The sequence below is a fragment of the Mycobacterium sp. 1423905.2 genome (assembly GCF_001673155.1).
GTDB lineage: Bacteria > Actinomycetota > Actinomycetes > Mycobacteriales > Mycobacteriaceae > Mycobacterium.
Map to the genome: position 1 here is coordinate 1 of NZ_LZLE01000267.1, position 25,542 is coordinate 25,542.

Below are 25,542 nucleotides of genomic sequence, written 5' to 3' on the forward strand. Positions count from 1 at the left end.
TAACCAGGCAAACCGGGCGCGAGTGTGACTTGTGCCAGTGCACCGGGTGTCTATGGCAAGCAAAAGGGCCGCACACCGGGTGGTGTGCGGCCCTTTTGTCGTTAAGGGTGTCAGGCCCAGCTGGAGCCGACGGCGCTGTCGGTCTGCGCCATGTTGCTGCCGGCGGACTGAACCTTCTGGCCGTGCTGGTTGGCCTGCTCGTAGATCACCTGGAAGTTGCGACCCAACTGGGTGATGAACTCCTGGCACGCCACCGAACCGGCGCCGCCCCAGAAGTCACCGGCAGCCAGCACATCGCGAACGATGGCCTGGTGCTCGGCCTCCAAGTTGGCGGCCTGTGCGCGGATGAGAGCGCCGTGGGCGTCCACATCGCCGAACTGGTAGTTAATGGTCATTGTCTTGTCCTCCTAAATGGGTAGCTGTTGGGCAGCTTAGGTTGTCGGGGCTAGCTGCTCAGGATCTGCTGGGAGGCCTGCTCTTGCTGCTCGTAGTTGTTGGCGTCGCGGATCAGTCCGTCACGCACCCCGTGCAGCATGTTGACAATGTTGCGGAAGGCCTGGTTCATCTGGCTCATGGTGTCCAGTGAGGTGGCCTGGGCCTGGCCGCTCCAGCCGGCGCCGGAGATGTTCTGCGAGGACGCCCACATGCGGCGGGCCTCGTCCTCGACGGTCTGGGCGTGCGTCTCGAAACGGCCCGCCATGTCCCGCATCGCGTACGGGTCGGTCATAAAGCGTCCAGCCATGCTGGTTTCTCCTTATCTTGGGTCTGCTGTTGTAAATGTTCTAGCAGTTGATTCACTACGGTGGTAGCCGTATCGCGGATACATTACGGCGCACTGGTTAATTGCTGGCCTCAAACGAGTGACATGTCCCCCCTTTTTTGAGCCGCTGCGCGGGTCACACGACGACCTGTTTGGGCATGACGGTCGGCTTGAAGCCGTAGCGCGGGCCGGCGTAGGCGCCCGCACCGCTCTTCGCTGCGGCGGCCATGCCCGGCATGCCGCCCATGACCCCCGGCGCCGCCGCTTCCTCCGGAACCGTCCAGCCGCTGCCGGCCAGCGCCGTTCCGACGTTTGCTGCAGCGGGCGTAGCCGCAGACCAGCTGGCCGGTACCGATAAGCTGCCGACCAGGGACGCTTCGCCCAGGCTGGCGGCCGTACCCGCTGCGCCGACCTGGCTGGCGAGGCCGGCGGCTGCGCCTTCGGCCGCCACTGCCGCGGGAGCCGCTGCCCCTGCCGCCTCCGCCGCCGCCGCGATGTTGGCGTCGATGGTGTGGGCGGCGAAGATGCCGTTCGGAATGGCGGCAAACATGAACCACGATCCTGTGACGCCGACCTGCTGGATGCCGTTAAAAATCAGCGGTGTTCCAAGGAACCCGTCGATTCCGGTCAGCAGGTCCTGCACCGGCACCGGCAAGGAGTTGAACAATCCCGTACCGATGGACGAGGTGCCCAGCGTCAAGTTGCTCAACTCGCTCTGCAGGCCGGAGATGATGTCGCCCAACCCGGCCGCGGGCTGAACCGCCGCGGCCGAACTGACCGCCGCGGCTTGGGCCGCCGGGCCGCCCGGATTGGTGGTCGGTGTCGCAGGGGTCAGCGGCTCGAGGACCGCGGCAACCGCCGCGGCCGCTTGGTAGTTGGTCATGGCGATGACGTCTTGCACCCACATTTCGGCGTACTGGGCTTCGGTGGCCATGATCGCCGGAGTGTTGATGCCCAGGAAGTTGGTCGCGACCAGCGCCGCGAGCAAAGAACGGTTGGCGGCGATCACCGGCGGCGGCACCGTGGCGGTGAAGGCCGCCTCGTAGGCGGCCGCCGACGCGGTGGCCTGAGCGGCGGCCTGCTCGGCCGCTGCCCCGGTGCTGTTCAGCCAAGCCACGTAGGGCTGCGCCGCGGCCGCCGCCGCTGTCGAGCCGGCGCCGGTCCACTGTTCGGTGGTCAGCTCGGTGATGATCGACTCATATTGAGCCGCAGTAGTGCTCAACTCCGAGGCCAGATTGCTCCAGGCCGTCGCCGCGGCCATGAGCGGTCCCGCGCCCGATCCGGCGTACATGAGCGCAGAGTTGATCTCGGGAGGAAATGCTGCGAAAGACATTGTGTTCCTATCCTTCTGGCTTGATTGCGCTTGTCGGTTGGGGTGCTGTCGCTGCCTATACGCTCACCGGCTTCGGCATGACGATGGGCTTGACGCCATAGCGCGGCGCGCCGAAACCGGCGCTGTTGCGCGCGGCCGAGGCCATGCCCGGCATGCCCGGGTAAAACGCTCCGGGCGCGGCCGCCGGCGCTGCGGCGGTCCAGCCCGCGCCGGTGAGCGCGCTCGGGGTGGTGGCCGACACCAGCGTGGCCGGCGTGGCCCAGCTGGGCGGCACCGCCAACCCGCCGACCAACGTTGCTTCGCCGACGCCCGCCGCGACCGGAGCCGCGGCCCCACCGACCCCGGCCACCGCACTGGCCTCCGTCGCCGCGCCGCCGCCGGCGGCAGCCGCCGCTTCGGCCAGGTCTTCGGGAACACCGAAACCGTCAGGGAACAGCCCACCACTGGTCAGGCCCAACATGTTCGACGAGGCGGAAGCGAAGTTACCGATCTCGTAGCTGCCGATGTTGGCCATGTTGCCCGACAGGCTGAAGGGCTGACCGCCGACGCTCGTGACCGGGCCGCCGAGCAACGTGCTGATCTGGTTCATGAAGTCTTCCACCGGGTTTGCTGCCGCGGTGGCGGCCGCCGACGACGCGTTCGACGTCAACGTGGCCGCGGCCGCGTTGGCCGCCTCGCTGGACTCATAGGTGCCGCTGCTCAGGCCGAGGGTCTGCACGAATTGCTCTTGGATGGCTTGGGCTTCGGCGGCGATCTGCTGGTACAGGGCGCCGTATGCGGTGAAGATTCCGGACTGGATTATCGAGACCTGGTCGGCTGCCGCGGGTGCGATGGCGGTGGTGGGGGCGGCAGCACCTGCGTTCTGCGCTGCCAGCGCACTACCAAGCGCTCCCAGCTGCGCCGCCGCGGCGGCCAACTCTGCCGGCACTGCTGTCAGGAATGACATTCATTGCTCCTTGTGTGTGGAATCAGGTCGACCTATGTCCCCGGGTCGACTCTGGGTGTTTGCGTACTGGCCCCTGTGCGTTGGCGTAACGCTAACTACGCATGACTCCACAGTCCCGGCGGAAAGGAGCAGGGTGACGGACGTTTACGGTCTCTTAACGGAGGCGACCGTTGTTTTAACAAGCCTCTGGCGGGCGACATAGAAGTGTCATATGTCCGACGGCGCGGCCGCACAGTATTCACCCGCGCGGCGCGCGATCTTACTCGATGGGCCGCCAGCGCGCACGTTAACTTTTTCACGGGACACCGCGTCGGTGAACCTGCGACCACAGGCTAGATTCGCCGCCGAGCCCCCATAGCCCAATTGGCAGAGGCAGCGGACTTAAAATCCGTCAAGTGTCGGTTCGAGTCCGACTGGGGGCACCCGATTTCACCTGGTCAGTGCGTTAAGGGGCGGTAGCCGACGCGCCGGGAGGCCGAAAATACCGGTGAAATACCGGTGGGCGTGCGAGGTTGCGCGCCGCTAGCTAACTTGCGGACTCGGCGTCGTCCGTGTGTTCCGCGACCGTCGTCGGCAGCTCATACGCAAGGTTGATCGACTGCCGCGTGAACTGTGCGACGTCCATCGCTTGCTTCGGCGTTGTTGACGGAGTCTCATGGTTGCCCTCGTTGCCGACATCCTTGATCTTGTCGACCCAAGGGCGCATGCGCGTGGTGTAGATCCCCTCGTCCTCCAGGTGCTTGAGCGCCTTCGCGAAAGTGGGTGCCCGGCCGCCGCAGTCCTTCGCAGGGAGGTTGTGCGCCACGGCGATGTGGAACAAGAGCTTGCGGCATCATGACAGCAGCGGTATTGGCGCCGACCGACAGGCAGGCTCGTACCTCATGCCGCGCGGCCAAGTCATCCGCCCGTGAGTATCTCCGGGGTGTCCAGAGGCATAGAGGCAGGGCTAGGTGTGCGGCCGTTAACGACAACTCCGCGAAACCACTAATGCAACGCAGCCACTCGACGGTAGGACGATTCGGGACGGTGCCCGCGACTATAGCCACAACGGTCATCTGATCGCCGCGGCAGAATGGACAAGCGACGCGTGTTGAACTGCGCTTGTCGACAGCGTCGCGTTATCGGCGACGTTGCTAATAACCGAGAGGTCCTGGGTACTGGTGGCCACGCGCTCATGGTCGCATGTGGCAGTGACGGTTTGTTGAGCCGCACTCTGTTCGAAATCACAGCGTTTGCGTGCGCGTGATCGCCCGGCCGTGTCGGTGGTCGGCTGTAGCCTGAGATCCAGCACATGCTCCTAGTAGCTCAGGGGAGAGAACACCCGCCTGCTAATCGGGAGGCCGCGGGTTCGAATCGCGCCTAGGCTTTAAGAAGAGGCACGTTGAGCTGCGACTCGCGCTCCGTGCCTCTTCTCTTTTGCCCTCGGATGAAGCGCCGATGCCCTGGGCCGATATATATGTGGTTGATGTGACCGATGGGCTTGTACACGAGCGAGATGGCTGACGATTGTTGTAGCCCGGGCGCCTGCTACGAAACCATTTTCAAGCCTGCCCCAGAAGCCGTCGGATTGCCGCTAGTAGCCCGCTATTGCGACGGAACCGGCCGTGCGAGGTATACGGGCGCACGACCTCCGCCACGCCTTAGGCGTGATGCACTTAAGCGAGGGAATCCATTTTATGCGGTGAGCCAGTTGCTCGGGCACGCGACCTACACGCTCACCCTCGACACGTACGGCGATTGGATCCCGGCTGAGCAATACGCCGACGAACTCCCAGAACCACCCGCCCCGGCGAAGCCCGCCGAACTACCGAACAACGTCATCAGTTTGTTTGGACGGCGAGCGAATTAGCCTCCGACCCGATCAGCCTGGACGGGGTCGTTTCCAAGCTTCTGAAAAGCTGCCGTCCAGTCCTGTACCAGCTGAAGAATCGCGTCCAGCGAGTCGAATCCGCGCTCAATTGAAGAAAATGGAGCGCGGAGATCGCGGCTCAGCCGACCGATCATCGATACCTGCGCCCTCACGGTAACAATTTGGCCGAGCTGCCCTTGAACCTGCGCCGGGACCTCGCGAAGACGCTCGAAGCTTTCAATCTGGTTAGCCCCCACAACCATTTGTGGAAGCGAAAGCAAATCAATCGCACTGAAGATTGATTTGTTCAGAAGTCGAGCTGCTTCTTCCGCCTGCTTGGCCTTTGCCTCGAACCGCTCTGCATATGGGGTCATCTCGTTGGCGAGGTGCCTCATGGCAAAAAGTCTCTGGCTATTGGTAGCCGACTGATCGAGAGGCTCCACGGAGACTCCGTCTTTCATCGCAGTGATCTCGTCGGCCGCCTGTTGCAATAAGGTGAGCATCACCGCAGTTCGCTGGGCCGCTTCGACTGACAGGTCAAGCAAACCAGGAGGCTCTTCAATATGAGGAGGCGTGCCTTTTGGGCCACCACTATCCTCATCAACGGCTGTCGGCTGGGTGCCCCCTGTATCAACCTCCCCGGTGGCCCCGGCATCGACTACCTCAGGCTTGTCCGCGACCTCACGAGCTACTCTCGCTAGACGCTCGCCCATCTCATCAATCAAATTCTTGTATGCGGCAGAGGTCTCTTCGAGTTTGCGTTTTTCCCGCCAGTCAACCCATTGCCGCGCGTTCGCAGCGTCGAACAGTCGCTTTTCTTCAACCGTTTCGGGATGCGGTTCAACCCACAAGATCGGCATGATGAGCTCGTTGAGGCCTGAACCCTCGGCCTTCTCGACGAATTCGTCGAACTCTTCCCGACACATCGAGCTCTTCAGGTAGCTCGGCGATATGACCGGGATGAAGAACGTGGTGCCGGAGATTGTGTCGCTGATTTTCGACCGCCACTCCTCGCCCCATTCGATCCTATGATCGCCAGCTCTGTCGAAGAAGATGGCCAGGGCTTCGCCGCGGTGTCGTTTGTAGGCTTGGCCGAGTCTCTCCCTGAGACGCCCAATCTGCCCGTCGTCGTCGTCGGAATGCGCATAGCTCAAGAAAGCCGTTGCGGTTGGAAGGGCATCCTCGTCGCTCATGCCGCAGATTCTTGCAGCCCGAAGCGACATCCCTCCGCGTGTCGCGTCTTTCGTCTAGCAAACACCGAAATACCGGTGAAATACCGGCGACTAAAGGAGTTGCTTAGCCGACCTCTAGCCGACCATAGCGAACGTCTAGGCGCGCAGAGTTTGCCCCTGAACTGCACTAATGCACATCGAAGTCGGGCGTCTGCAAAGTAGGAGAAGTTGCGGAAATCATCAGTTGATGAATAAGCTCGCCGGATTTTTCTTGAGGCTCGGCCGGATGCGTGTTCGATCCAGCGTCAGGCGTGGCGCTAGCCGAATGTGACGGGTAGTTGCGCCCAGCCGCGCACGCTTGAGGTACGCGCACGACGGGCATTGTCATAGTCGACATCCCAGTCGGTCCACCGCTTAAAGACCTCCTCGAACGCGACCCGTCCCTCGAGGCGTGCCAGAGCTGAGCCAAGGCAGAAGTGCAGCCCCTGGCCGAAACTCAAGTGGCTGGCTTTGCGGTGGATATCGTAGTGATCGGGCTGACTGTATTTCGTTTCGTCGCGATTGGCTGATCCGTTGAGGAGCAACATGTATGAGCCCTCCGGTACCCGATGCCCATAGTGCTCGACCTCGCGCGCGACGTACCGCGCTTGCACTGGTGACGGTGGCTCAAAGCGAAGGGTCTCCTCCACCGCCCAGGGGATCAGCGACGGGTCGGTGGCGAGTTGACGTCGCTGATCGGGATGTTCGGCGAGTAGCTGTCCCATGAAACCGATCAGCCGGGCGGTGGTCTCGTTGCCTGCGCCGGCGATCATTGCGGTGTAGGCCAGGACCTCGGTGCGGTCGAGTCGACGCCGTCCGCCGCCCTGCTCTTCGATTTCGGCGTTCAGCAACTCGGTCATCAAATCGTCGGACGGATGCGACGCCCGCCAATCGATGTACTCGGCGAACAACGCGATCGAATCTTGAATGATTGTTTGGCTCAGGTCGTTGGCGCCGTCGTGATTCGACTGGATCGTGATGCTTTTGTCGTTGCGATCACGAATCTGCTGCTGGGCTTCCTCGGGGATGCCGAGTAGGTAGCCGATGGTACGCATCGGCATGATCGCGCCGAGATCCGTCACGAAGTCCAGTCCCTCCGAGCCAAGAAGCGGACCCAATGCCCGACAACAGAAGTCGCGTACGAGATCTTCGACCGCCAGCATCCGCCGAGGAGTGAACACCCGCGACAGCAACCGTCGGTGCAGATCGTGCAGTGGCGGATCCTCGAACAGTAGGATGCCGGGCGGAACCTCGATGCCGCTGAACAGGATGTCGGCAGTCGTGCCGCGGCCCGATCGATACGTCTGCCAATCGGGCAGCGCGCGGGCGACGTCGTCGAAGCGACTCAACGCATAGAAATTGTACTTTTCGTTGAAATACAACGGCGCCTCGGCGCGCATCCGTTTCCACACCGGGTAGGGATCATCGTCGATGGCGTGGTCGAACGGGTCGTAGTACAGCTCCACGGTCGGACTGTCGGCCACAGATCTTCCCTTCGAAAAGCGTTACCGCGGTTGGTTTTCCACCCCTGGATACAGCTGTCCCGCCGGACCCGACGTCACGTATCCCCACATCTTGGTGGCCAAATGCGGAGCAAATACCGCGCCATACAACACATTTCCGACAACGACGACAGCGACGATGGACAGGGCGGTCGACTGCAGCCGGGTCTTCGATACCCGGTCGGCCCACATCTCGACGACGTTCCTTCCTTGCGAATCGGTCCGGCCGAGAAGGTACGTGAACACCATCATCTGCACACCCATCGCGATGGCGTCGTAGATCGGGTACTGGTGCTTGGTTCCCTCGAAGAGTGCGAGCCCGGGAATCACGTAGGCGTAATGAAAGACTCCGAGTCGTGCGCCGATGCCGGCGTTGAACAGCAGCGCCCACAGGAAGCCAACGACGAGGCCGACACCCAGCAGTGTGACCGGTCGACGCCAATGAAATCGGGCGCTCACCCACCGGCCGAGTGGTGCGCCGATGACGGCGGGCAACACGAAGTATCCGATGTAGCCGACGGGCACGGACGAGGGCAGCCCGCCCCAGGTCATGTTCAACGGCCACCACGACGGCATTCGGGGCAGCGCGGGCGGAAACTGCGCATACATCGCCCAGTCGTAGGGTGCCTCGATCCACGAGAAAGAGATCGCGGAGATGCACAGCAGAAGCAGGGGGTGTACCCGGCGGCCGCGGATACTCAAGTAGACGCCGGCGACGGTGAACAGGATGCCGCTGGCCCAGCCGAAGATCACGGCCGCCGTCAGCAATGGCGTCAGCCCGGCGCTCATGGGTTGCGGTCTTCGCGCGGGCTGCGCCGCGCCTCCGGGTCGAAACGGAGAACTAGGCCGACGATCATCACGATCAGCCCAAACAGTGTGCCGAGCATGATCAGCTGGCCCATATCTGGTCCCTTCCAAGCCTGTCGACGCTGCAGCTAATAGTGGACACTATTAATCGGCGGCTGGTCAAGGCCGACTATCGTGTGTGCGTCAGCCGCTGAGCGCGGTGCGAGGAGTGAGTAACCGTGGCCCAGCGAACGTCGCCCCAGAAGCGCAGCGGTGCCAAGGCGTCGGCTCAGCCGGCGCGCCGGCCACGCGGTGAGCCGCGACGGCTGTTACTCGACGCGGCACGCAACCTGTTCGCTCGCAAGGACTACCGAGCCACCACCACGCGCGAAATCGCCGAGACCGCGGGCGTCAGCGAATATCTGCTCTTCCGGCACTTCGGCTCCAAAGCCGGACTGTTCAGGGAGGCATTGGTCCGCCCGTTCACCGACATCGTCGACGAATTCAGCCGGATTTGGCGGTCACTTGTCCCCGAAGAGACCAGTGAGGATGAGTTGGCCCGCCACTTCGTCGAACAGGTCTATGACGTCGTCGTCGAACATCGCGGCCTGCTTCTGACCCTCGTCGCCTCGGAGGCTTTCAGCGAGGACGAGATCGTCGAGGCCGGCATCGCGGACATCAGGCGCGCACTGGGTGTGCTGGGGCAGATCAGCATCGAGGGCATGCAGTTGCGCGGGTTGCGCTTCAAGCAGCCCGACCTGCCGGCGCATTCGACGATGGCAATGATCGTCGGCATGGTCGCCTTGCAGTCATCCTTCTTCGGAGACAGACAACCCTCGCGAGACGCCATCGTCGACGAACTGGTTCAAGCGACCCTGCACGGCTTTCTGCACCGCGGCGGCTGAAACGCCGCTCGAACCGGCGCCCGACGGCGCCGGGGAGTTCTACGATGCACATCTGCGCAGTCGTAAGGAGCACGGATGGCGCCGCCCGCGTTGGTTCTCGTTCACGGCGCCGGCCTGGCCGCCGATTCTTGGGCTCTCACTGTCGAGGCGATCCACCGGTCCGCGCCCGAGTTGACTGTCCTGGCTCTCGACATGCCCGGCCGCCGGAACAAGCCGGGAGATCTCAAGCAAATGACCATCGCCGACTATGTCGACTCGCTCGTCGGCGACATCGAGGGCGCCGGCGTGGACGACATCGTCATCGCTGGTCATTCGGCGGGCGGCATGATGCTGCCCGGAGTGGTGAGCAAGTTGGGAGCCGCGCGAGTACGCGAAATGATCTTCGTCGCGTCATTCGTTCCACCCGAGGGCACCTCCATTGTGGACGGCACGCCGTGGCTGCTCGCGTGGGTCGCCCGACGGATCGTCAAGCGGAACGTGCCGAGCCCGACGCCGAAGTGGCTGGCGCGATTCATGTTCTTGAACGGAGTTCCCCCGCGCGACCGAAAATTTCTCGCCGGCAAGCTGTATGCGGAATCACTGCGCATCCTCACCGAGAAGGCGTCTCGACGAGGAATGCCTGACGACGTCCCCCGCACCTGGATTTTGACCCTGCGAGATCGTGCGCTCAGCCCGAAGGTGCAGCGCAAATACATCGACGCGCTGGGCGGGGTGCAAGAAACTGTCACCATGGCCACCTGTCATTGCCCGATGATCAGCGAACCGGAGCGGCTGGCCGACATCCTTGTCGAGCGGTGCCGGCGCTACGGCTAAGGCGGCGGTCTCAAAGCATCGAGCGTGCATTCATGGCCCCGAGCGTGCGCTCAAGGCGCAAATCCCGGCGATCGCCCGCCGTGGGCACACGATGGAAGCCCTTGACGCACACTCGGCGCGGCAGCAGCGGCAGCGAGCCTCGGCTAACCGTTACATATCCAGCCGCTGACGTAACGAGCAGCGGCCGGTCATAGACTGACCCCTCGTGGGCATGCTCTTTGGTTTCGCGCCGTGGATCGTTTATTGGATACTGGTCGGAAACGTCCCGTTCGCCACCGCTGTCGGAGTCGCGCTGTTGATCTCCCTGGCGGTGTTCGCGGTCGGGCGCACCACCGGCAAACCGGGCAGAACCCTCGAAATCGGCGCGGTCGCAACGTTTGTGGTGTTGACGGTGCTGACGTTCGCGCTCAGCGAGTCGTTCATCCAGCGGTGGATACAGCCGCTGAGCAACCTCGGCATCTTCCTGGTCGCGTTGGTCGGCGTGTTGATCGACAAGCCCTTCGTGCGCGAGTTCGCCGCCGCCGAGCAGCCGCCCGACGTCGTCAAGACAGAGCTGTTCCGGCGCATCACCAAGACGTTGACCTGGATATGGGTGGCAGCCTTCGCCGGCATGACCGTGTCTTCGGCGATCCCGCCCATCGTGCAAGGTGACGCGACGATCCTGGACACCAAGACGCCCTTGTCGTTCGTCTGCTACTGGGTCATCCCGTTCACGCTGCTCGGCCTGGCCGCCCTCGCCTCGCGCTACCTGCCCGAACGGATGCTGTCCGGTATCGACGACATGGAGCGGGAAACCTCGTTCGTCGCCTACGACGAGGCGACCATCGACGAGCTCTACTACCTCGCCCAAGAGCACGCCAACCGCGAAGTCGGGCCAGGCAAGGAGGCCTACAATGTCAAAGTCGGGGGGATGGGGACTCCCCTGACCGGCGACGAATCGCGGAAATCCTGGCCCTCGACGTACAAGGTGCGCGATAAGCGCCGGTAAACGTTGCGGCATCCGGATTTTCGCTTGGCTGCCGTACACCAGCGTGACAACTTCGCTTGCTAAATGATGCGCATGACACACAAATGGTGGGTCGCGGCCGCCGCGGCTCTGCTGGTTTCGGCCTGCTCGTCGAGCAGCACGTCGGACCCGAGAGCGGCCTTGTCGAGCGGGGTCGAACTGCGGACGGCGCCGGGGACGGCGCTGACTGTCGGCCCGGCCCAGATGTTGGCCGCGACGGGCGGCGCGACACCGGTTGCGTTCGGTAAACCGGCGCACGGCAGCATCGCCTACGGCCCCAACGGGGCGATGGTCTACACCCCGGACGCCGGCTTCTCCGGCACCGATCAACTTCCCGTCACCATCAGTCGCGCCGTCAAGCTGTACGCCGAGAACCAATTGCCGCTGACCACCATCGGCAGCGTCGCTGTCAAGGCCGCGGCGCACGGCTCGGCAATCGCCGCGGTGCCCGGTAGCTCCGACGAGATCTACGGCTTGACTGATCGCGGACCTAACGTCGACGGGCGCACCCCGAACGAAAAGGTGCTGCCGGTACCCGACTTCCATCCGCAGATCGCCAAACTCAAGCTGGTGGACGGCGTCGCGACGGTGGAACGGACCATTACCCTGCACGGCCCGGACGGTTCGCCGCTGGTCGGGTTGGTAGAACCGCGCGGTGGGACCGGGGAGGCGCTTGTCGACCTCAACGGCACGCCGCTACCACCCTCGGACTACGGCGTCGATCCCGAAGGCCTGGTCGCCAGGCCCGACGGGACCTTCTGGATCGCCGACGAATACGGCCCGTACATCATTCATTTCGACGCGAACGGGCAAGAACTGGAACGACTTTCACCCTTCGACGGGACATTGCCGCGGGAATTGTCACTGCGCCTGCCTAATCGGGGTCTGGAAGGACTGACCATCACCCCGGATGGCACCACGTTGGTCGGGATCATGCAGTCGGCGCTGCAAACCCCGGGTCTCACGGGTCCGGCGACCAACGTCCCGGTCGTGCGCATCGTGACCATCAATCTCCTCAACCGGGACAACGTGCACGAATACCTGTATCCGCTGGCGAATCCGCAAGAGTCGAACGTTGCGGTATCCGACATCACCGCGCTAAATGCCACCACCTTCCTGGTCGATGAGCGCGACAACAAATTCGCCCCGGCCGGGAACAAGAAGGTCTATCTCGCCGATGTCAGCTTGGCCACCGACGTCGGTCCCCGCTCCACGGTGCCCAACGGGTCCTATCAAGCCGATGGTGGCGGCCTGCTCATCAACGGCGCTCCGATCGAGACGTTGGTCGGCGGCAGTACCGACGCGGACGCCGTCGTGAAGTTGAAGATCATCGGGGTGACCGCGGCCGCCAAGACGTTGAAGCTGGATGTCGGCGCTTTGTTGCGTTCGCTGTCTCCCCACGGCGACTTCTTTGGGCACGACAAGATCGAAGGCATGATCAGTCCCGACGGCGGCGACACGTTAATCCTTGCCAATGACAGCGATTTCGGCCTTGCCGGGCTGGCGTCGGACACCCCGCCTTTCGCGCTCAAGCCCAAACTTTTGCCCAACGGCGCCCAGGACAATGGTGAGTTCTTGATCGTCGACACCACCAAGGTGTCCGTCAAACCGGAATCAGCGACGATTCGAATAAGGGTCGGCTGAGCCGGCGCTCTCAGTCCGCAGGGCGAAGCAGAAATATTCTGATCTCGCGGGGGGCGCACCTGGTCGCGTAGCGCGCGTAGCCGGCGTAGTAGTCCACGGCGGTCTCCCAAGCGGCGGCACGCCGCTCACCGGTCAGCAGCTCGGCCCGGTATCGCTTGGGCGATTCTTTGAATTGCACTGTGCACTCCGGGCGGGCCAGCAGATTGGCGGTCCAAGCCGGATGATGCGGCCGCCCATAGTTCGACCCGATCGCCAACAAGCCCTCGGGCACCTCGATGAGGGCGAGCGGTTGGGTGCGCGGCTGCCCCGACTTGGCCCCCGTCGACTTAACCAGCCCGACTTTGTCCAACCCGGCACAGCTTAACCGTCCTCCGGTTCGCGGGATCACCGCTTTGTCGATACGCGGCGCAAGGTGCAGCAGGAATTGGTACCCGACCGGCGACATCAGGCCCCGCTCCAGGATCGCCTCGTCCCATCGCAACCGGCGCCCGCGGATTGGGCTGTCCCGTCTGAGCGCCATGGGCCGAACGCTACTCGATTTGCTGCCCGACCACACCAGCTTGTTTCCGATACGTTGGTTCCCGGTGGGCGGCCCGATCCGTCGGGCGCCAGCGAAACGAGGAGCATCGCGATGACCGCAAGCAGCCCGGACGCCATTCGCGCAGAGACCATGACCATCACCGGCCACGACGGCGACGAGATCGAGGCTTATCGGGCCATGCCGCTGGCGGACGGATCGCGCGGCGGGATCGTCTGGATCCACCACATGCCCGGATATGACCGGGAGACAAAAGAATTCGTGCGGCGACTCGCCGACGGCGGCTACCACGTGGTGGCCCCCAATCTGTATTCCCGCGAGGCCCCCGGCGCCGACCCGGACGACGCGGCGGCCGCGGCGCGGGCGGCCGGGGGAGTGCCCGACGAGCGGCTGGTCGGTGATGTCGCCGGCGCGGTGCAACACCTTGGCTCGTTGCCCGGCGCCAACGGCAGATTCGGCGTCATCGGGCACTGCTCAGGCGGGCGGCACGCCTTCCTGGCCGCCTGTTCGTTGCAGCTACACGCCGCAGTGGATTGCTACGGCGGCTTTGTCGTCGAGGACCCGCCCGAACGAGTGCCCCGGGCTATCAAGCCAATCCTTCACCTGGCGCCGCAGCTGAGTTGTCCGCTGCTGGGGCTATTCGGTGTCGACGACCCGTTCCCGGCGCCGCCGGCGGTGGCCGCCTTGGCCGACGAACTGACCAGGTTGGACAAACCGCACGAGTTCACCTCGTACGAGGGCGCCGGTCACGCGTTCTTCTCCGTTGACCGTCCCGCCTACCGCCCCGATGCGGCAGTGGACGGCTGGCGCCGCATCGACGCATTCTTCGCTACCAACCTCAAAGGCTAGGAGCCGCAACGCATGTGCACTCATCTGTCCGAACACCTCGACATCGATGGCAGCGGCAAAGGCGCAACCGGCTGGTTCGGCGCCAACCGCGCGACGGTGTACGTCGACCACCCGGTGCACGCCCCGTATGCCCACACCGTCAACATCGACGTCATCAATCCCGAACTCGGCCCGTCTGCGCGCGTGGCGCTGGAACTGACCGAGGAGAGCGCCCTGGCGCTGGCCGATGCCATCCGCAAGGCGATCTCGCACGCACCGGCCGGCTTGGCCTCGAAACACCAATAGGCGCATCATGACCACGGACTATCCTCAAGCGGCCGCTACCCGCGGCAGAATCGAACCCGCACCGCGCCGAGTGCGCGGCTATCTGGGCAACGACCTGGTGTTCGACACCACCGCCGCCCGGTATGTCTGGGAAATCCCTTACTACCCAGCCTATTACGTGCCGCTGGCAAACGTGCGCGCCGACTTCCTACGCGACGAGGACCACTTCCAGAAGGTGCAGTTCGGTCCGTCCCGACTGTATTCGTTGGTCGGACCTCGACAGGTCCACCCGTCGGCGGCAAGGGTTTTCGACGCTGACAGCGACAGTCCCCTGGCGGGTATGGTGCGATTCGAGTGGAATCCGTTGCGGTGGTTCGAAGAAGACGAACAGATCTACGGCCATCCCCGCAACCCGTATTCGCGGGTCGATGCGTTGCGGTCGCATCGACATGTGCGCGTGGAACTCGACGGTGTCGTGCTGGCCGATACCCGATCGCCGGTTCTGTTGTTCGAAACCGGGTTGCCCACACGGTATTACATCGACCCCGACGACGTCGCCTTCGAACATCTGGAAGCCAGGTCGACGCAGACGCTGTGCCCGTACAAGGGGGTGACGTCGGCTTACTGGTCGGTGCGCGCGACGGAGCGGCTGCACGCGGACCTGGCCTGGAGCTACCACTACCCGTTGCCGGCGGTCGCCCCGATCGCCGGGCTGGTGGCGTTTTACAACGAGAAGCTGGACATCAGTGTCGACGGTGTGGCGCTGCAGCGCCCGCAGACCCAGTTCAGCTGACTTCGGGGGCAGTGGAACCCTAGCGTCATTGCCTGCCCACCTCACCGCGAAAACGGGTGCCTGTCGTGTGAGGTAGGCAAAAAGTGGACCGTCTGTGCAGGGACCGGTGTGACCGGTGGGAACGACACACCCTTTCGGCCTGATGTGACGATTTTCTCTTTTTGGTGATTTCTAAGATTCTCTTATTGAAATGTTTATTGGATGACACGGTCGGACAGCCGCGTCCTGAGGTGAATGCCCTGTTCATGGGCCATGCCGGAACCGCGACCGCCCCACCGCGAAAATATGGCTGCACAACTTTTCTGAGCGTCCGGTAAGTGGTGTGAGTGATGTGGGTTACATCGTAGAATTCGTGATCTTTTCAAAACCAATTCGGCTATTAAACTCGCCGAAACGCGTGCCCGGATCCGGGTCGCACACCTGCGTCGCAACCAACTGCCGCAGGGTAAAGAAAGCAGAGGCGGTGCCAGCGTGAGCGATGTGAACGGTCAGCGAGTCGAGGTTTTGGGCTTCGACGACGCAGGGGATCTTCCGATCGCCGTGCAAGTCCGCGTGGACAGCGGTCCGATCAGCGGCATCGCGCTCACCGCCGACGGTCATCGCCTGCTGGTCACCAACTACCGCGACGACAGCGTTTCGATCGTCGACTCCGACACCTGCCGTGTGGTGGACACCGTCGCCGGCATCCCGGAACCCGGCGGGCTCACGGTAGCCGCCGGACGGGCATACTTCAGTTGCGCGTCGGCCACATACGACTCCATCCAGGTCGTCGACCTGGCCACGAACACGGTCACCGCGACCTACCCGCTCGCGCTCAACGTCAGCGATTTCGCGGTCAGCCGCGACGGCAAGCACGTCTATGTGACCCGCAACGGCGCGCGCGGGGCCGACGTTGCTGTCCTGAACACCATGACCGGCGCAGTGCAACCCATCGAGCTGGCCTCCGCGCCCGGCGTCACCGCAGAGTGCGTGTCGCTCAGCCAAGACGGCACCCGCCTCTACGTCGGTGCCAACGGCCCCTTCGGCGGCCGCATCGTCGTCATCGACACCGGTGTCGCGCAGAGCCGTCCGCGTCGAAGCCGGCGCAGCGAGGCGCACTCGCCGTTGCGGGTGCTGGGCACCATCGACATCGGTCTGCTCATCCGCGACATCGCGATCAGCCCCAGTGGCGGTACCGCTTATGTCGCCAGCTGCGGCCCTGACTTCGGCGCCGTGCTCGACATTGTCGACACCCACACCAACAAGGTGATCAATACCCGCAAGTTCTCTGAGATCGGCGGGGTGCTGACCGGGCTGACCCTCAGCCAGGACGGCACTCGTGCCTACCTGATCAGCGACGACAGTCTGACTTTGGTGTCCACCCTCACCCAGGACATCGTCGGCTCCGTCACCGCGACCGCGCAGCCTTCCTGCGTCGTCGAAAGCCCGGACGGCCAGCACCTGTACGTCGCCGACTACGCAGGCACGGTCACCGTGGTGCCGGTCGCCTCCGATGTTGGGCCCGCGGCGCTTCCGGCCGGCAGGTCGGCCGAATTCACCGCGGCTGAGCTGCTGGAATATCAGCCCGCCTTCGCCTGAGAAACGGCGGACATAGACTGGGTTGAGCCCGGTTGTCCCGGGTCTCTCATGACTTGGCGCGGCGATGGCATTCGCCCCACCGCAGGGTGAGGCGGTGCTGCGCGTGAACCCATAAAGGCGGTACGTCGATGTACAGCACGATGCAGGACTATCCGTTGACGGTGGCCGCGATCATGCGGCACGGCTGCGGTGTGCACGGGGCCCGCACGGTCACCACGGCCACCGGGGACGGTTACCGGCACAGCACTTACCGCGAGATCGGCGAACAGGCCGCTCAGCTAGCAAACGCGTTGCGCGGTATGGGCATAACTGGAGACGAGCGGGTGGCCACCTTCATGTGGAACAACGCCGAACACCTGACGGCTTACCTCGCGGCGCCGTCGATGGGTGCGGTGTTGCACACCCTCAACATCCGGTTGTTTCCCGAGCAGATCGCTTATGTCGCCAACGAGGCCGAGGATCGCGTCTTGATCGTCGATCTCTCCCTGGCCAAACTGCTCGCGCCGGTGCTGGGCGACCTCGACACGGTGCACACCGTGATTGCCGTGGGCGACGGAGACACCGCGGCGCTCGAGGAATCCGGCAAGACCGTGCTGCGCTACGCCGAGGTGCTCGACGGCGAGTCAACCGACTTCGACTGGCCCACCATCGACGAGAGATCCGCGGCCGCAATGTGTTACACCAGCGGCACCACCGGCAACCCGAAAGGTGTTGTCTACAGCCACCGTTCCAGCTTTTTGCACACGATGGCGGCGTGTACCACCAACGGCATCGGGATCGGCGCAAGCGACCGGGTGCTGCCGGTCGTACCGATGTTCCATGCCAACGCGTGGGGGCTGCCTTATGCGGCGCTGATGGCGGGCGCCGACCTGGTGTTGCCCGACCGTCACCTCGACGCGCGGTCCCTGATCGACATGGTGGAGACCCTGCGACCGACCGTGGCCGGTGCGGTGCCCACCATCTGGAACGACGTCCTGCATCACCTGGACAAGGACCCCGGCCACGACATGTCCTCGTTGCGCCTCGTCGCCTGCGGCGGATCAGCGGTGCCGGTGTCCCTGATGCGCGCCTTTGAAGACAACCACGGCGTGCAGATCCGGCAGTTGTGGGGTATGACGGAGACCTCACCGCTGGCGACCATGGCCTGGCCGCCGCTGGGCAGCCCCGAGGACCAGCATTGGGCCTTCCGCGGCACCCAAGGCCAACCGGTGTGCGGTGTAGAGATGCGCATCGTCGACGACCAAGGCGGGGTGCTGCCCAACGACGGCGAAGCGGTCGGTGAAGTGGAGGTCCGCGGTCCGTGGATCGCCGGCTCGTATTACCGGGGACACGACGAGTCGAAGTTCGACGCCGGCTGGTTGCGCACCGGGGATGTCGGACGCATCGACCAACACGGGTTCGTCACGCTGACCGATCGCGCCAAGGACGTCATCAAATCAGGCGGGGAATGGATTTCGTCGGTGGAGTTGGAGAACAGCCTGATCGCGCATCCGGATGTGGTGGAAGCCGCCGTCGTCGGGGTGCCCGACGAGCGTTGGCAGGAACGCCCGCTGGCCGTCGTCGTGCCGGGTGAGAATTCGTCCGTCAGCGCCAGCGATCTGCGGAAGTTTCTGTCCGACAAGGTTGTTCGCTGGTGGCTGCCGGAACGGTGGGCATTCGCGCAGGAGATCCCGCGCACCAGCGTGGGCAAGTACGACAAGAAGACGATCCGCGCTCGCTACGCCGAGGACGCCTACGACGTGATCGAGGTCCGCGACTAACGCTAACGTCGAGCCCATGTGTCGACTCTTCGGCCTGCACGCCGGTACCGACGTCATCACCGCGACGTTCTGGCTGCTCGACGCCCCGGACAGCCTGTCCGAACAAAGCCGGCGCAACCCGGACGGCACGGGACTGGGCGTCTTCGACGCACACGGGTCGCCCCAGCTGCACAAGGAACCCCTGGCCGCCTGGCAAGACGCCGACTTCGCGACCGAGGCCCATCAGCTCTCCGGCACGACCTTCATCGCCCACGTCCGTTATGCGACCACGGGTGCGCTGGACGTCCACAACACCCATCCCTTCCTGCAAGACGGCCGGATTTTCGCGCACAACGGAGTGATCGAGGGGTTGGACGTCGTCGACGCGCGGCTGCGCGAGCTCGGCACCGCCGACCTGGTGTTGGGCCAAACCGATTCCGAGCGGGTGTTCGCGTTGATCACCGGGTCGATCCGCGCGCACAACGGTGACCAGACCGCCGGGGTCGTCGCGGCCGCCGAATGGATCGCCGACAACGTAGCGGTCTACGCGGTCAACATTCTGCTCAGCACGGCCACCGACATGTGGGCGCTGCGCTACCCGGAGGCCAACAAACTCTACTACTTGGACCGACGCAAGCCTGGCGAGTCACGATTTCACCTGCGCACCAAGCGGATTCGCGCACAGTCCGAGCATCTGTGCGCGCGGCCGTCGGTCGTGTTCGCCACCGAACCGATGGACGACGACCCGGGCTGGACGATGATCAACCCCGGCGAACTCATCCACGTCGACGCCGTACTGCACATCACCCGCACCCTGGTGTTGCCGAGACCGCCGCACCATCAGGTCCAACGATCCGAGCTGAGCCCGCCGGTGCACTCCGCGCAGCACCCGGCGGCGAACGCCTGACCCCGGCTGGCAGAGTAAGGAACCGTGGCAACCAGACGTGCGCTTGTGCTGGCCGGCGGCGGAATCGCCGGAATAGCCTGGGAGATCGGTATTTTGCGCGGGATCGCCGACGAATCACCGGCGGCGGCCCGGTTGCTGCTGAACTCCGATGTGCTGGTCGGGACGTCGGCCGGCTCGGCGGTGGCGGCCCAGATCAGCAGCGATTGCCAGTTGGCAGAGCTCTTCGACCGCCAACTCGCCGAGACGTCGGCCGAAATCGATCCCGGTGTCGACATCGAGGCCATCACCGAACTGTTCCTTCAGGCTTTGCAGACGGCGCCGGGTGAGCGGCGCGACAAGGCCACCCAACTGCAGCGCATCGGGGAGGTGGCCCTGGCGACCGAAACCGTTTCAGAGTCGTTGCGACGCAATGTGATTGCTCAGCGCCTGCCAACTCAGAACTGGCCGGATCGGGAGTTGCGGATCACCGCGATTGACACCGCCACCGGGGAATTCGTTGTCTTTGACCGGGATTCAGGTGTCGCTCTGGTCGACGCGGTCGCCGCCAGCTGCGCGGTTCCCGGGGCGTGGCCGCCGGTGACCATTGCCGGCCGGCGCTACATGGACGGTGGCGTCAACAGCTCGATCAACCTCGCGGTTGCCGACGACTGCGACCAGGCAGTGCTGCTGGTGCCGGGAGCGGCCGATGCGCCGTCGCCGTTCGGCCCCGGCCCCGCAGGTGAGATAGCCGCGTTCGACGGCGCCACCTTCACCGTCTTCGCCGACCAGGATTCGTTGGCCGCGTTCGGTTCCAACCCGCTCGACCCGCGCTGCCGCATCGGTTCAGCCACGGCGGGCCGCGCGCAAGGCCGGCGCGAAGCCCGCAGGCTGGCAACGTTTTTGGGCGTCTGAGTCAGGCGCCTTCGATCGCGGTCTGGCCGGGCTCTTCGGGCGCGCCGCTTTCGAACGCGTCCAGTGCCCGGCTGGCCAGTTCGCGGCCGGCTTCGATGACCTCCACGGCGCGGTGGAATTCCAGGCTGCGGCAGGTGGTGCGCGGCACCTCGATCAGCAGGTCGGGCGGATAGGTCGCCAGAGTGTGACGCGCCAAAGCCGATTGGGCGATGTCGATCGTGCGGTTCATCACGTCGAAGCTGCCGAGTTTGGGCATCTCGGGAGGATCGTCATCGGTGACGACCGGATCGTCGTGGTCGTCGACATCGGGTGATTCGTCGTCGGACTCGAAGTCCGGAACCGTGGCACCGAACCGGCTGAGCAGGGCCCGAGCCGTCGGGCGGTCCAGCAGTGCCTTGGCGGCGTTGGTGTCGAACAACGCTGTGGTGCTGCGCATCATGCGGTTCAGCCACTCGGCAGTGACGCCGGGCTCGGCGTCGCGGGTGGCGCCGGCTTCGCTGCCGTTCAGGCTCACCGCGATGGTCAGGTCGGCGTTCGCGGCCGCGATCGGCGCCATGGGCAACGGATCCAGAATCCCGCCATCGGCCAGCAGCCGCCCGTCCACCTCGGTGGGTGCGATCACTCCGGGAATCGCGATGGACGCGCGGATGGCCACGTCGAGTGGACCGCGCTGAAACCACACCGATTTGCCGGCCAGCAGATCGGTGGCCACCGCGGTGTACGGAATGGGCAGTTCGTCGATGGTCACCGGGCCCAAGATGTCGCGCACCGCATCCAGGATCTTCTCGGCCCGCAAGACTCCGGCCGCGGTCAGCGACGGATCCAGGAGCCGCAAGATGGTGCGCTGGGTCAGCGACGTCGCCCACTGCGCCCATTCCTCGAGCCGGCCGGCGGCTTGCACACCCCCGACCAGTGCCCCCATCGACGACCCGGCTATCCCGACGATGTCGTACCCGCGCTCCTCCAGCGTCTGGATGACGCCGATGTGGGCGTAGCCGCGGGCCCCACCGCTGCCGAGCGCCAATGCCACGCGCGTCCCCGACGACCCGTGCGGGCGCAGCGGTACCGCTACCGACATCCCCTCATTGTGCTTGCCCGCAGCACCGCCTACCGATCCGGTTGGCACTTTCATGCAGCCCTGATCGCAATTGCGGGCACGCTAGCCGCATTCGCCGTTGGCCGCCGCCGACGCCGCCACGATCACCGCGGACTGCCGTGCCGGGCTCAGGTCTGCCCAGCGAACGTTCCACGTGCCGGCAACGCCGGACGACGACGCCTGCACCATCGCCAGGTAGGGCTCGATGACCCCTTGTCCCGAACCCGGCTGCCCGTCCATCCACTGCTTGGCGGCATGGCAGGCCTGGAAATACTCTTCTTCGGTCGAATCGGCGGGAACGTCGACCTTCGTCGTCACGCCGGTGGGAGAGATGCCGATGGCGCCGGGCGGCAGCGAACTACCCGGGCTGGCCGACGGGCCGGTCGCGGTGGAGGAGGGGGCCGGTTTGCCGCTGCCGCCTCCGTGGGCACAGCCCGACAAGCAAGCGACGACCAACACCAAGCCCCACCAGGTGGGGCGACGACGACACCGGCGCACGCTTCCCAATCTATGCAACACTGGCCAGCGTGATGGAGCGCTTCGGATTTTGCGAGTGTTGTCGGCCCTGACGCGCCGCCGCTCGACCTATCCGATTCCACACACTTTGGAGCTCTCCCATGGCCATGCCCGTCTCCATGGCGCCCCGGTCCGCCGCACTGCGGCCGCTGAGCAGTCCGTCCTCGGGCCCCACTCGGCTGCGCGTGCCCGATCTGCTGCACGCCACCGATCAGGCCGCCGACGACGTGCTCAGTGGACGCTGCGATCACCTGCTGCCGCACGGCGGTGTGCCCGAGGCCGAGCGCTGGTTCACCCGCATCCACGGTGACGACGAGCTGGACATCTGGCTGATCAGTTGGGTCCCGGGCCGCGCCACGGAGTTGCACGACCACGGCGGTTCGATCGGTGCGCTGACCGTGCTGTCCGGGTCGCTCAACGAATACCGTTGGGACGGCAGGGGTCTGCGGCGCCGCCGGCTCGACGCCGGGGACCAGGCCGGGTTTCCGTTGGGGTGGGTGCACGACGTGGTCTGGGCGCCCCAGCCCGTTCCGGAGCCAGTGCGTCGCGCGCAGTCCGGGTTGGGGCCGACGCTGAGCGTGCACGCCTACTCCCCGCCGTTGACCGCGATGTCCTACTACGAGGTGACCCCGCGCAACACTTTGCGCCGGCAGCGCACCGAACTGACCGACCAGCCCGAAGGGCCGTGATGAGCCGCATCGATCAGGTACTCGCCGCCGCCCGCGGCAGATACCGCCGCCTACCCGCCGCAGAGTTGCCCGACGCGCTGCGCCGCGGCGCGGTGCTTGTCGACATCCGGCCGCACGCCCAACGCGCCCGCGAAGGCGAGGTGCCCGGGGCGCTGGTGATCGAACGCAACGTGTTGGAGTGGCGCTGCGACCCGACCAGTGCGGCCCGGTTGCCCCAAGCCGCCGGCGACGACGTCGAGTGGGTGATCCTGTGCTCGGAGGGCTACACCTCCAGCCTGGCAGCGGCCGCGTTGCTCGACTTGGGCTTGCACCGCGCTACCGATGTGGTCGGCGGATATCACGCGTTGGTGGCCGCAGGTGTCTTGGGCGACCTTGCCCTACCCGCTGTCACCGGGTGAGCCGAGCGGCTTGGTGGTGTCATCCAGCAGCGGCCGCAGCCGCTCGGTCTTCTCGCGCGTCCAGCCCGGCGGCGAGAGTACGGCGGCCCAGCCGTCGGCAACGTCGGCGACGTAGTGGTGTCCGTGGCCGGGCGGCACGTCCACGGCCACGGCCATGTCTGCCGAGACCTGAAGGAAGGTCACCACCGGTATCCAATGTGTCTGCGGCAGAACGTCATAACCCCGCTTCTCACGTAACCAATCGGGTTCGCTGAACAGCAGGTCCGGCGTCCACCACGCGATCGGGTCGGAGGCGTGCTGCAGGTACACCACCCGCGGGGTGGCCCACGCGGCGCCGCCCCGGTCCAAATCCTCTGGGCGGGCGACGAATCGGACGTTACGGCCGTCGTGGTAGATGGGCAGCCACTGGGGTGAGCCGGCGTCACGGGTGGAGGTGAGGTCGGTCCAGATGGTGTTGTTGAACGTCGGCCCGCTGAACAAGGCGCCGTCGGTGCGGGCCAGGACGTTGTTCAGGCTCATGAACGGCGCTTCCCCGCCGAACGATCCCAGGCTTTCCCCGAAGACGACGAGCTTGGGGCGCCTGAACTCTGGCATCTGGCGGACCAGCGCGTCGACCGCCTCGAAAAGCGCCTGACCGGCGTGGCGGGCATTTTCCTTGTCGACCAGGAACGACAACCAGCTCGGCAGAAACGAATACTGCATGCTCACGATCGCGGTGTTGCCGTTGTACATGTACTCCAGCGCTGAGGCTTCCGCCTCGTTGATCCAGCCGGTGCCGGTGGTGGTCGCCACCGCCACGACCGCCCGGTTCAACCCGCCGGTGCGCTGCAGTTCGCGCGCCGCCAGTTCGGCGGTGGCGGTGATGCTTTGCGCCGGGTCAAGTCCGGCGTAGGCGCGGATGGGCTGGGTGGCCGGGGCACCGTTGAATCGGGTGAGCTGGGCGACGCTGGGGCCACTTTCCACGAAGATACGGCCCTGGTGGCCCAACGACTCCCAGGACACCAGGGACTGTGGGCCACCGGAGCGCAGCGGGGTCTTGGGTGGGGCGCTGTCGGGATCCATTTCTTCGTTGACCGACGCGAAGCTGCTGTTCATCGAGTGCATTGCGAACTTCAGCACCACTCCGTTGAGCACCGTGATCGTCAGTGTCACAAGGAGAATGAACACGATGGCCGCCGACACGCGGAACGGCGCGATGCGGTCCACCTGGCGCACCAGAAACCTGAACAGCCAGCGAATGAATTGTCCGATCTCGACCAGGGTGAACAAAACGACGAACGACACGACGGCGGCCAGCGGGTAGTCATACCACTTCAGATGTTCGACGCCCATCAGGTCGCGCACTTGGTCCTGCCAGAGGTGAAACCAGATCGCCATCAACACCTGGCCGACCACGCCCACCACGATCAGCGGCACCCAGACCCAGCGCGGCGGTGGGGGACTGGTGTTCTTCGAGCGCATGTAGCGCACCAGCCATACGGCGAATACGCCCAGGCCGTAGCCGATGGCGCCGGAACACCCGCTGACCAGTCCTTGGTAGAGCGGACCGCGGGGCAACAGGGACGGTGTCAGCGACAGCCACACGAAGACGAGCGCGACCGCCGTGCCGAAAAACGTGTAATGCCGCACCCACCACGGGCTGCGGGCCCGCCGCTCCGCGATCGATAGGCCGGCGGTGCCTGCCGTTGCCGCAGAAGGGGATTCGCGGTCGGCCTGCAGGGCGGTCGCCGAAGCGGTCTCGCTCATCGGTGGGTGAAGTTAGGTGGACGTTTCTCGACGAACGCCGCCATCCCTTCGGATTGGTCGTCGGTCGCGAAAGTCGAATGGAACAGGCGGCGTTCGTAGAGCAGACCTTCGGTCAAGGTCGACTCGAACGCCCGATTGACGGCTTCCTTGGCCATCCGCGCCGCCGAGCGCGACATCTGCGAGATGGTGGTGGCGACCGCTTTGGCCTCGGTGAGCAGGTCGTCGGCCGGCACCACCCGCGACACCAGGCCGCTTCGTTCTGCTTCGGCGGCGTCGATGGTGCGCCCGGTCAGGATCAGGTCCATGGCCTTGGCCTTGCCGATGGCTCGGGTCAGGCGCTGCGAGCCGCCCATGCCCGGCAGTACGCCCAATTTGATTTCCGGCTGGCCGAATTTGGCGGTGTCGGCGGCGATGATCAGGTCACACATCATCGCCAACTCGCAACCGCCGCCCAGCGCGTATCCGGCCACCGCGGCGATGGTCGGGGTGCGCACCGCGGCCAGCTTGCCCCAGGCGCCGAAGAAGTCGGCACCGAAGGCGTCGGCGAACGTCAACGCGGACATCTCCTTGATGTCGGCACCGGCCGCGAACGCCTTCTCCGAGCCGGTCAGGACGATCGCACCAATGTCGCTGTCGTCGTCCAATTCCGCTGCGGCGGTAGTTACTTCAGCCATGACCTGACTGTTGAGCGCGTTCAGCGCCTTGGGCCGGTTCAAGGTGATGATGCCGACCCGCTCGTCGCGCTCGACAAGGATGGTTTCGTAACTCATGGCCTGCCTTCCC

Annotated in this window: 26 protein-coding genes and 1 tRNA gene; 14 read left to right on the plus strand and 13 right to left on the minus strand. The window is 65.0% G+C overall.

Translation table 11 applies throughout. The features are described 5' to 3' along the window. Positions 1 to 110 precede the first annotated feature (110 nt). From A9W95_RS17690 to A9W95_RS17705, 4 genes are all read right to left on the minus strand, one after another. A complete protein-coding gene (locus A9W95_RS17690; RefSeq protein ID WP_067408914.1) occupies positions 111 to 395 on the minus strand; it encodes a WXG100 family type VII secretion target in 285 nt (94 codons plus the stop codon). A 50-nt stretch (positions 396 to 445) separates the two neighbouring features. Then, positions 446 to 742, minus strand: coding sequence for a WXG100 family type VII secretion target (locus A9W95_RS17695; protein WP_067408915.1), 297 nt, complete (start codon positions 740 to 742; stop codon positions 446 to 448). A 154-nt stretch (positions 743 to 896) separates the two neighbouring features. Next, on the minus strand, positions 897 to 2,093 hold the full coding sequence (locus A9W95_RS17700) for a PPE family protein (protein ID WP_067415491.1): 1,197 nt from the start codon (positions 2,091 to 2,093) through the stop codon (positions 897 to 899). Positions 2,094 to 2,148: 55 nt separating this feature from the next. Next, complete coding sequence (locus A9W95_RS17705; protein ID WP_067415494.1) at positions 2,149 to 3,039, minus strand: PE domain-containing protein; 891 nt, start codon at positions 3,037 to 3,039, stop codon at positions 2,149 to 2,151. Between the two features lie 348 nt (positions 3,040 to 3,387). Here A9W95_RS17705 and A9W95_RS17710 point away from each other — a divergent pair. Next, positions 3,388 to 3,461: transfer RNA gene (locus A9W95_RS17710), tRNA-Leu, on the plus strand. Between the two features lie 104 nt (positions 3,462 to 3,565). Here A9W95_RS17710 and A9W95_RS17715 read toward each other — a convergent pair. The 4 genes from A9W95_RS17715 to A9W95_RS17735 all read right to left on the minus strand — a co-directional run bounded on the left by A9W95_RS17715 (position 3,566) and on the right by A9W95_RS17735 (position 8,390). Further along, positions 3,566 to 3,859, minus strand: coding sequence for a DUF4145 domain-containing protein (locus A9W95_RS17715; protein WP_067415497.1), 294 nt, complete (start codon positions 3,857 to 3,859; stop codon positions 3,566 to 3,568). Between the two features lie 1,025 nt (positions 3,860 to 4,884). Next, positions 4,885 to 6,081 carry a toll/interleukin-1 receptor domain-containing protein gene (locus A9W95_RS17725; RefSeq protein ID WP_067415500.1) on the minus strand — a complete coding sequence of 399 codons (1,197 nt, stop codon included), beginning with the start codon at positions 6,079 to 6,081 and terminating at the stop codon, positions 4,885 to 4,887. Between the two features lie 296 nt (positions 6,082 to 6,377). Then, positions 6,378 to 7,583: a cytochrome P450 gene (locus A9W95_RS17730; protein ID WP_067415502.1), complete on the minus strand. Its 1,206-nt coding sequence runs from the start codon at positions 7,581 to 7,583 to the stop codon at positions 6,378 to 6,380. 21 nt (positions 7,584 to 7,604) lie between these two features. After that, positions 7,605 to 8,390 carry a spirocyclase AveC family protein gene (locus A9W95_RS17735; protein ID WP_067415505.1) on the minus strand — a complete coding sequence of 262 codons (786 nt, stop codon included), beginning with the start codon at positions 8,388 to 8,390 and terminating at the stop codon, positions 7,605 to 7,607. Positions 8,391 to 8,626: 236 nt separating this feature from the next. Here A9W95_RS17735 and A9W95_RS17740 point away from each other — a divergent pair, with 236 nt between their 5' ends. The 4 genes from A9W95_RS17740 (at position 8,627) to A9W95_RS17755 (ending at position 12,755) form a co-directional block, all read left to right on the plus strand. After that, complete coding sequence (locus tag A9W95_RS17740) at positions 8,627 to 9,292, plus strand: TetR/AcrR family transcriptional regulator (protein WP_067415508.1); 666 nt, start codon at positions 8,627 to 8,629, stop codon at positions 9,290 to 9,292. 75 nt (positions 9,293 to 9,367) lie between these two features. Then, positions 9,368 to 10,105, plus strand: a complete 738-nt coding sequence (locus A9W95_RS17745; protein ID WP_067415511.1) for an alpha/beta fold hydrolase — start codon at positions 9,368 to 9,370, stop codon at positions 10,103 to 10,105. 205 nt (positions 10,106 to 10,310) lie between these two features. Next, entirely contained in the window at positions 10,311 to 11,093 is a 783-nt protein-coding gene (locus A9W95_RS17750; RefSeq protein ID WP_067415515.1) for a hypothetical protein, read from the plus strand. A gap of 66 nt (positions 11,094 to 11,159) precedes the next feature. Next, the gene (locus A9W95_RS17755; protein ID WP_067415570.1) at positions 11,160 to 12,755 is read left to right on the plus strand and encodes an esterase-like activity of phytase family protein; all 1,596 of its coding nucleotides are present in this window, start codon (positions 11,160 to 11,162) and stop codon (positions 12,753 to 12,755) included. A gap of 10 nt (positions 12,756 to 12,765) precedes the next feature. On the opposite strand, the gene A9W95_RS17760 is transcribed toward A9W95_RS17755, so the two are convergent. Then, a complete protein-coding gene (locus A9W95_RS17760) occupies positions 12,766 to 13,275 on the minus strand; it encodes a nitroreductase family deazaflavin-dependent oxidoreductase (protein ID WP_172826646.1) in 510 nt (169 codons plus the stop codon). A gap of 111 nt (positions 13,276 to 13,386) precedes the next feature. On the opposite strand from A9W95_RS17760, the gene A9W95_RS17765 reads away from it, so the two are divergent. The 7 genes from A9W95_RS17765 to A9W95_RS17795 all read left to right on the plus strand — a co-directional run bounded on the left by A9W95_RS17765 (position 13,387) and on the right by A9W95_RS17795 (position 20,314). Beyond that, positions 13,387 to 14,142 (plus strand): dienelactone hydrolase family protein, encoded by a 756-nt coding sequence (locus A9W95_RS17765; protein WP_067415518.1) that lies wholly within the window; start codon positions 13,387 to 13,389, stop codon positions 14,140 to 14,142. 12 nt (positions 14,143 to 14,154) lie between these two features. Continuing rightward, entirely contained in the window at positions 14,155 to 14,427 is a 273-nt protein-coding gene (locus A9W95_RS17770) for a DUF6295 family protein (RefSeq protein ID WP_067415521.1), read from the plus strand. A 7-nt stretch (positions 14,428 to 14,434) separates the two neighbouring features. After that, a complete protein-coding gene (locus A9W95_RS17775) occupies positions 14,435 to 15,199 on the plus strand; it encodes a DUF427 domain-containing protein (protein WP_067415524.1) in 765 nt (254 codons plus the stop codon). 471 nt (positions 15,200 to 15,670) lie between these two features. Beyond that, entirely contained in the window at positions 15,671 to 16,777 is a 1,107-nt protein-coding gene (locus A9W95_RS17780; protein ID WP_067415527.1) for a YncE family protein, read from the plus strand. 128 nt (positions 16,778 to 16,905) lie between these two features. Next, a complete protein-coding gene (locus A9W95_RS17785) occupies positions 16,906 to 18,537 on the plus strand; it encodes a long-chain fatty acid--CoA ligase (protein ID WP_067415530.1) in 1,632 nt (543 codons plus the stop codon). A 16-nt stretch (positions 18,538 to 18,553) separates the two neighbouring features. After that, positions 18,554 to 19,423, plus strand: a complete 870-nt coding sequence (locus A9W95_RS17790; protein ID WP_067415533.1) for a class II glutamine amidotransferase — start codon at positions 18,554 to 18,556, stop codon at positions 19,421 to 19,423. A 24-nt stretch (positions 19,424 to 19,447) separates the two neighbouring features. After that, the gene (locus A9W95_RS17795) at positions 19,448 to 20,314 is read left to right on the plus strand and encodes a patatin-like phospholipase family protein (RefSeq protein ID WP_067415536.1); all 867 of its coding nucleotides are present in this window, start codon (positions 19,448 to 19,450) and stop codon (positions 20,312 to 20,314) included. A gap of 1 nt (position 20,315) precedes the next feature. On the opposite strand, the gene A9W95_RS17800 is transcribed toward A9W95_RS17795, so the two are convergent. After that, complete coding sequence (locus A9W95_RS17800) at positions 20,316 to 21,392, minus strand: patatin-like phospholipase family protein (protein ID WP_067415539.1); 1,077 nt, start codon at positions 21,390 to 21,392, stop codon at positions 20,316 to 20,318. Positions 21,393 to 21,473: 81 nt separating this feature from the next. Further along, entirely contained in the window at positions 21,474 to 21,908 is a 435-nt protein-coding gene (locus tag A9W95_RS17805) for a lipoprotein LpqV (RefSeq protein ID WP_082983156.1), read from the minus strand. 125 nt (positions 21,909 to 22,033) lie between these two features. Here A9W95_RS17805 and A9W95_RS17810 point away from each other — a divergent pair, with 125 nt between their 5' ends. After that, the gene (locus tag A9W95_RS17810; protein ID WP_067415576.1) at positions 22,034 to 22,615 is read left to right on the plus strand and encodes a cysteine dioxygenase; all 582 of its coding nucleotides are present in this window, start codon (positions 22,034 to 22,036) and stop codon (positions 22,613 to 22,615) included. Continuing rightward, positions 22,615 to 23,013: a rhodanese-like domain-containing protein gene (locus tag A9W95_RS17815; protein WP_067415545.1), complete on the plus strand. Its 399-nt coding sequence runs from the start codon at positions 22,615 to 22,617 to the stop codon at positions 23,011 to 23,013. The genes A9W95_RS17810 and A9W95_RS17815 overlap by 1 nt, the downstream gene beginning before the upstream one ends. Here A9W95_RS17815 and A9W95_RS17820 read toward each other — a convergent pair. Beyond that, positions 22,993 to 24,759, minus strand: coding sequence for an alpha/beta-hydrolase family protein (locus A9W95_RS17820; RefSeq protein WP_067415548.1), 1,767 nt, complete (start codon positions 24,757 to 24,759; stop codon positions 22,993 to 22,995). The genes A9W95_RS17815 and A9W95_RS17820 overlap by 21 nt on opposite strands. Continuing rightward, positions 24,756 to 25,529: an enoyl-CoA hydratase gene (locus A9W95_RS17825; protein ID WP_067415551.1), complete on the minus strand. Its 774-nt coding sequence runs from the start codon at positions 25,527 to 25,529 to the stop codon at positions 24,756 to 24,758. Before A9W95_RS17825 ends, A9W95_RS17820 begins: the two co-directional genes overlap by 4 nt. Positions 25,530 to 25,542: the final 13 nt, after the last annotated feature.

Coding starts and splice junctions, on each gene's coding strand:
- A9W95_RS17815 (WP_067415545.1), top strand. CDS start 22,615: ATGAGCCGCATCGATCAGGTACTCGCCGCCGCCCGCGGCAGATACCGC.
- A9W95_RS17735 (WP_067415505.1), bottom strand. CDS start 8,390: ATGAGCGCCGGGCTGACGCCATTGCTGACGGCGGCCGTGATCTTCGGC.
- A9W95_RS17705 (WP_067415494.1), bottom strand. CDS start 3,039: ATGTCATTCCTGACAGCAGTGCCGGCAGAGTTGGCCGCCGCGGCGGCG.
- A9W95_RS17700 (WP_067415491.1), bottom strand. CDS start 2,093: ATGTCTTTCGCAGCATTTCCTCCCGAGATCAACTCTGCGCTCATGTAC.
- A9W95_RS17755 (WP_067415570.1), top strand. CDS start 11,160: ATGCGCATGACACACAAATGGTGGGTCGCGGCCGCCGCGGCTCTGCTG.
- A9W95_RS17790 (WP_067415533.1), top strand. CDS start 18,554: ATGTGTCGACTCTTCGGCCTGCACGCCGGTACCGACGTCATCACCGCG.
- A9W95_RS17820 (WP_067415548.1), bottom strand. CDS start 24,759: ATGAGCGAGACCGCTTCGGCGACCGCCCTGCAGGCCGACCGCGAATCC.
- A9W95_RS17690 (WP_067408914.1), bottom strand. CDS start 395: ATGACCATTAACTACCAGTTCGGCGATGTGGACGCCCACGGCGCTCTC.
- A9W95_RS17760 (WP_172826646.1), bottom strand. CDS start 13,275: ATGGCGCTCAGACGGGACAGCCCAATCCGCGGGCGCCGGTTGCGATGG.
- A9W95_RS17770 (WP_067415521.1), top strand. CDS start 14,155: ATGTGCACTCATCTGTCCGAACACCTCGACATCGATGGCAGCGGCAAA.
- A9W95_RS17725 (WP_067415500.1), bottom strand. CDS start 6,081: ATGAGCGACGAGGATGCCCTTCCAACCGCAACGGCTTTCTTGAGCTAT.
- A9W95_RS17695 (WP_067408915.1), bottom strand. CDS start 742: ATGGCTGGACGCTTTATGACCGACCCGTACGCGATGCGGGACATGGCG.
- A9W95_RS17785 (WP_067415530.1), top strand. CDS start 16,906: ATGTACAGCACGATGCAGGACTATCCGTTGACGGTGGCCGCGATCATG.
- A9W95_RS17745 (WP_067415511.1), top strand. CDS start 9,368: ATGGCGCCGCCCGCGTTGGTTCTCGTTCACGGCGCCGGCCTGGCCGCC.
- A9W95_RS17775 (WP_067415524.1), top strand. CDS start 14,435: ATGACCACGGACTATCCTCAAGCGGCCGCTACCCGCGGCAGAATCGAA.
- A9W95_RS17765 (WP_067415518.1), top strand. CDS start 13,387: ATGACCGCAAGCAGCCCGGACGCCATTCGCGCAGAGACCATGACCATC.
- A9W95_RS17810 (WP_067415576.1), top strand. CDS start 22,034: ATGCCCGTCTCCATGGCGCCCCGGTCCGCCGCACTGCGGCCGCTGAGC.
- A9W95_RS17800 (WP_067415539.1), bottom strand. CDS start 21,392: ATGTCGGTAGCGGTACCGCTGCGCCCGCACGGGTCGTCGGGGACGCGC.
- A9W95_RS17825 (WP_067415551.1), bottom strand. CDS start 25,529: ATGAGTTACGAAACCATCCTTGTCGAGCGCGACGAGCGGGTCGGCATC.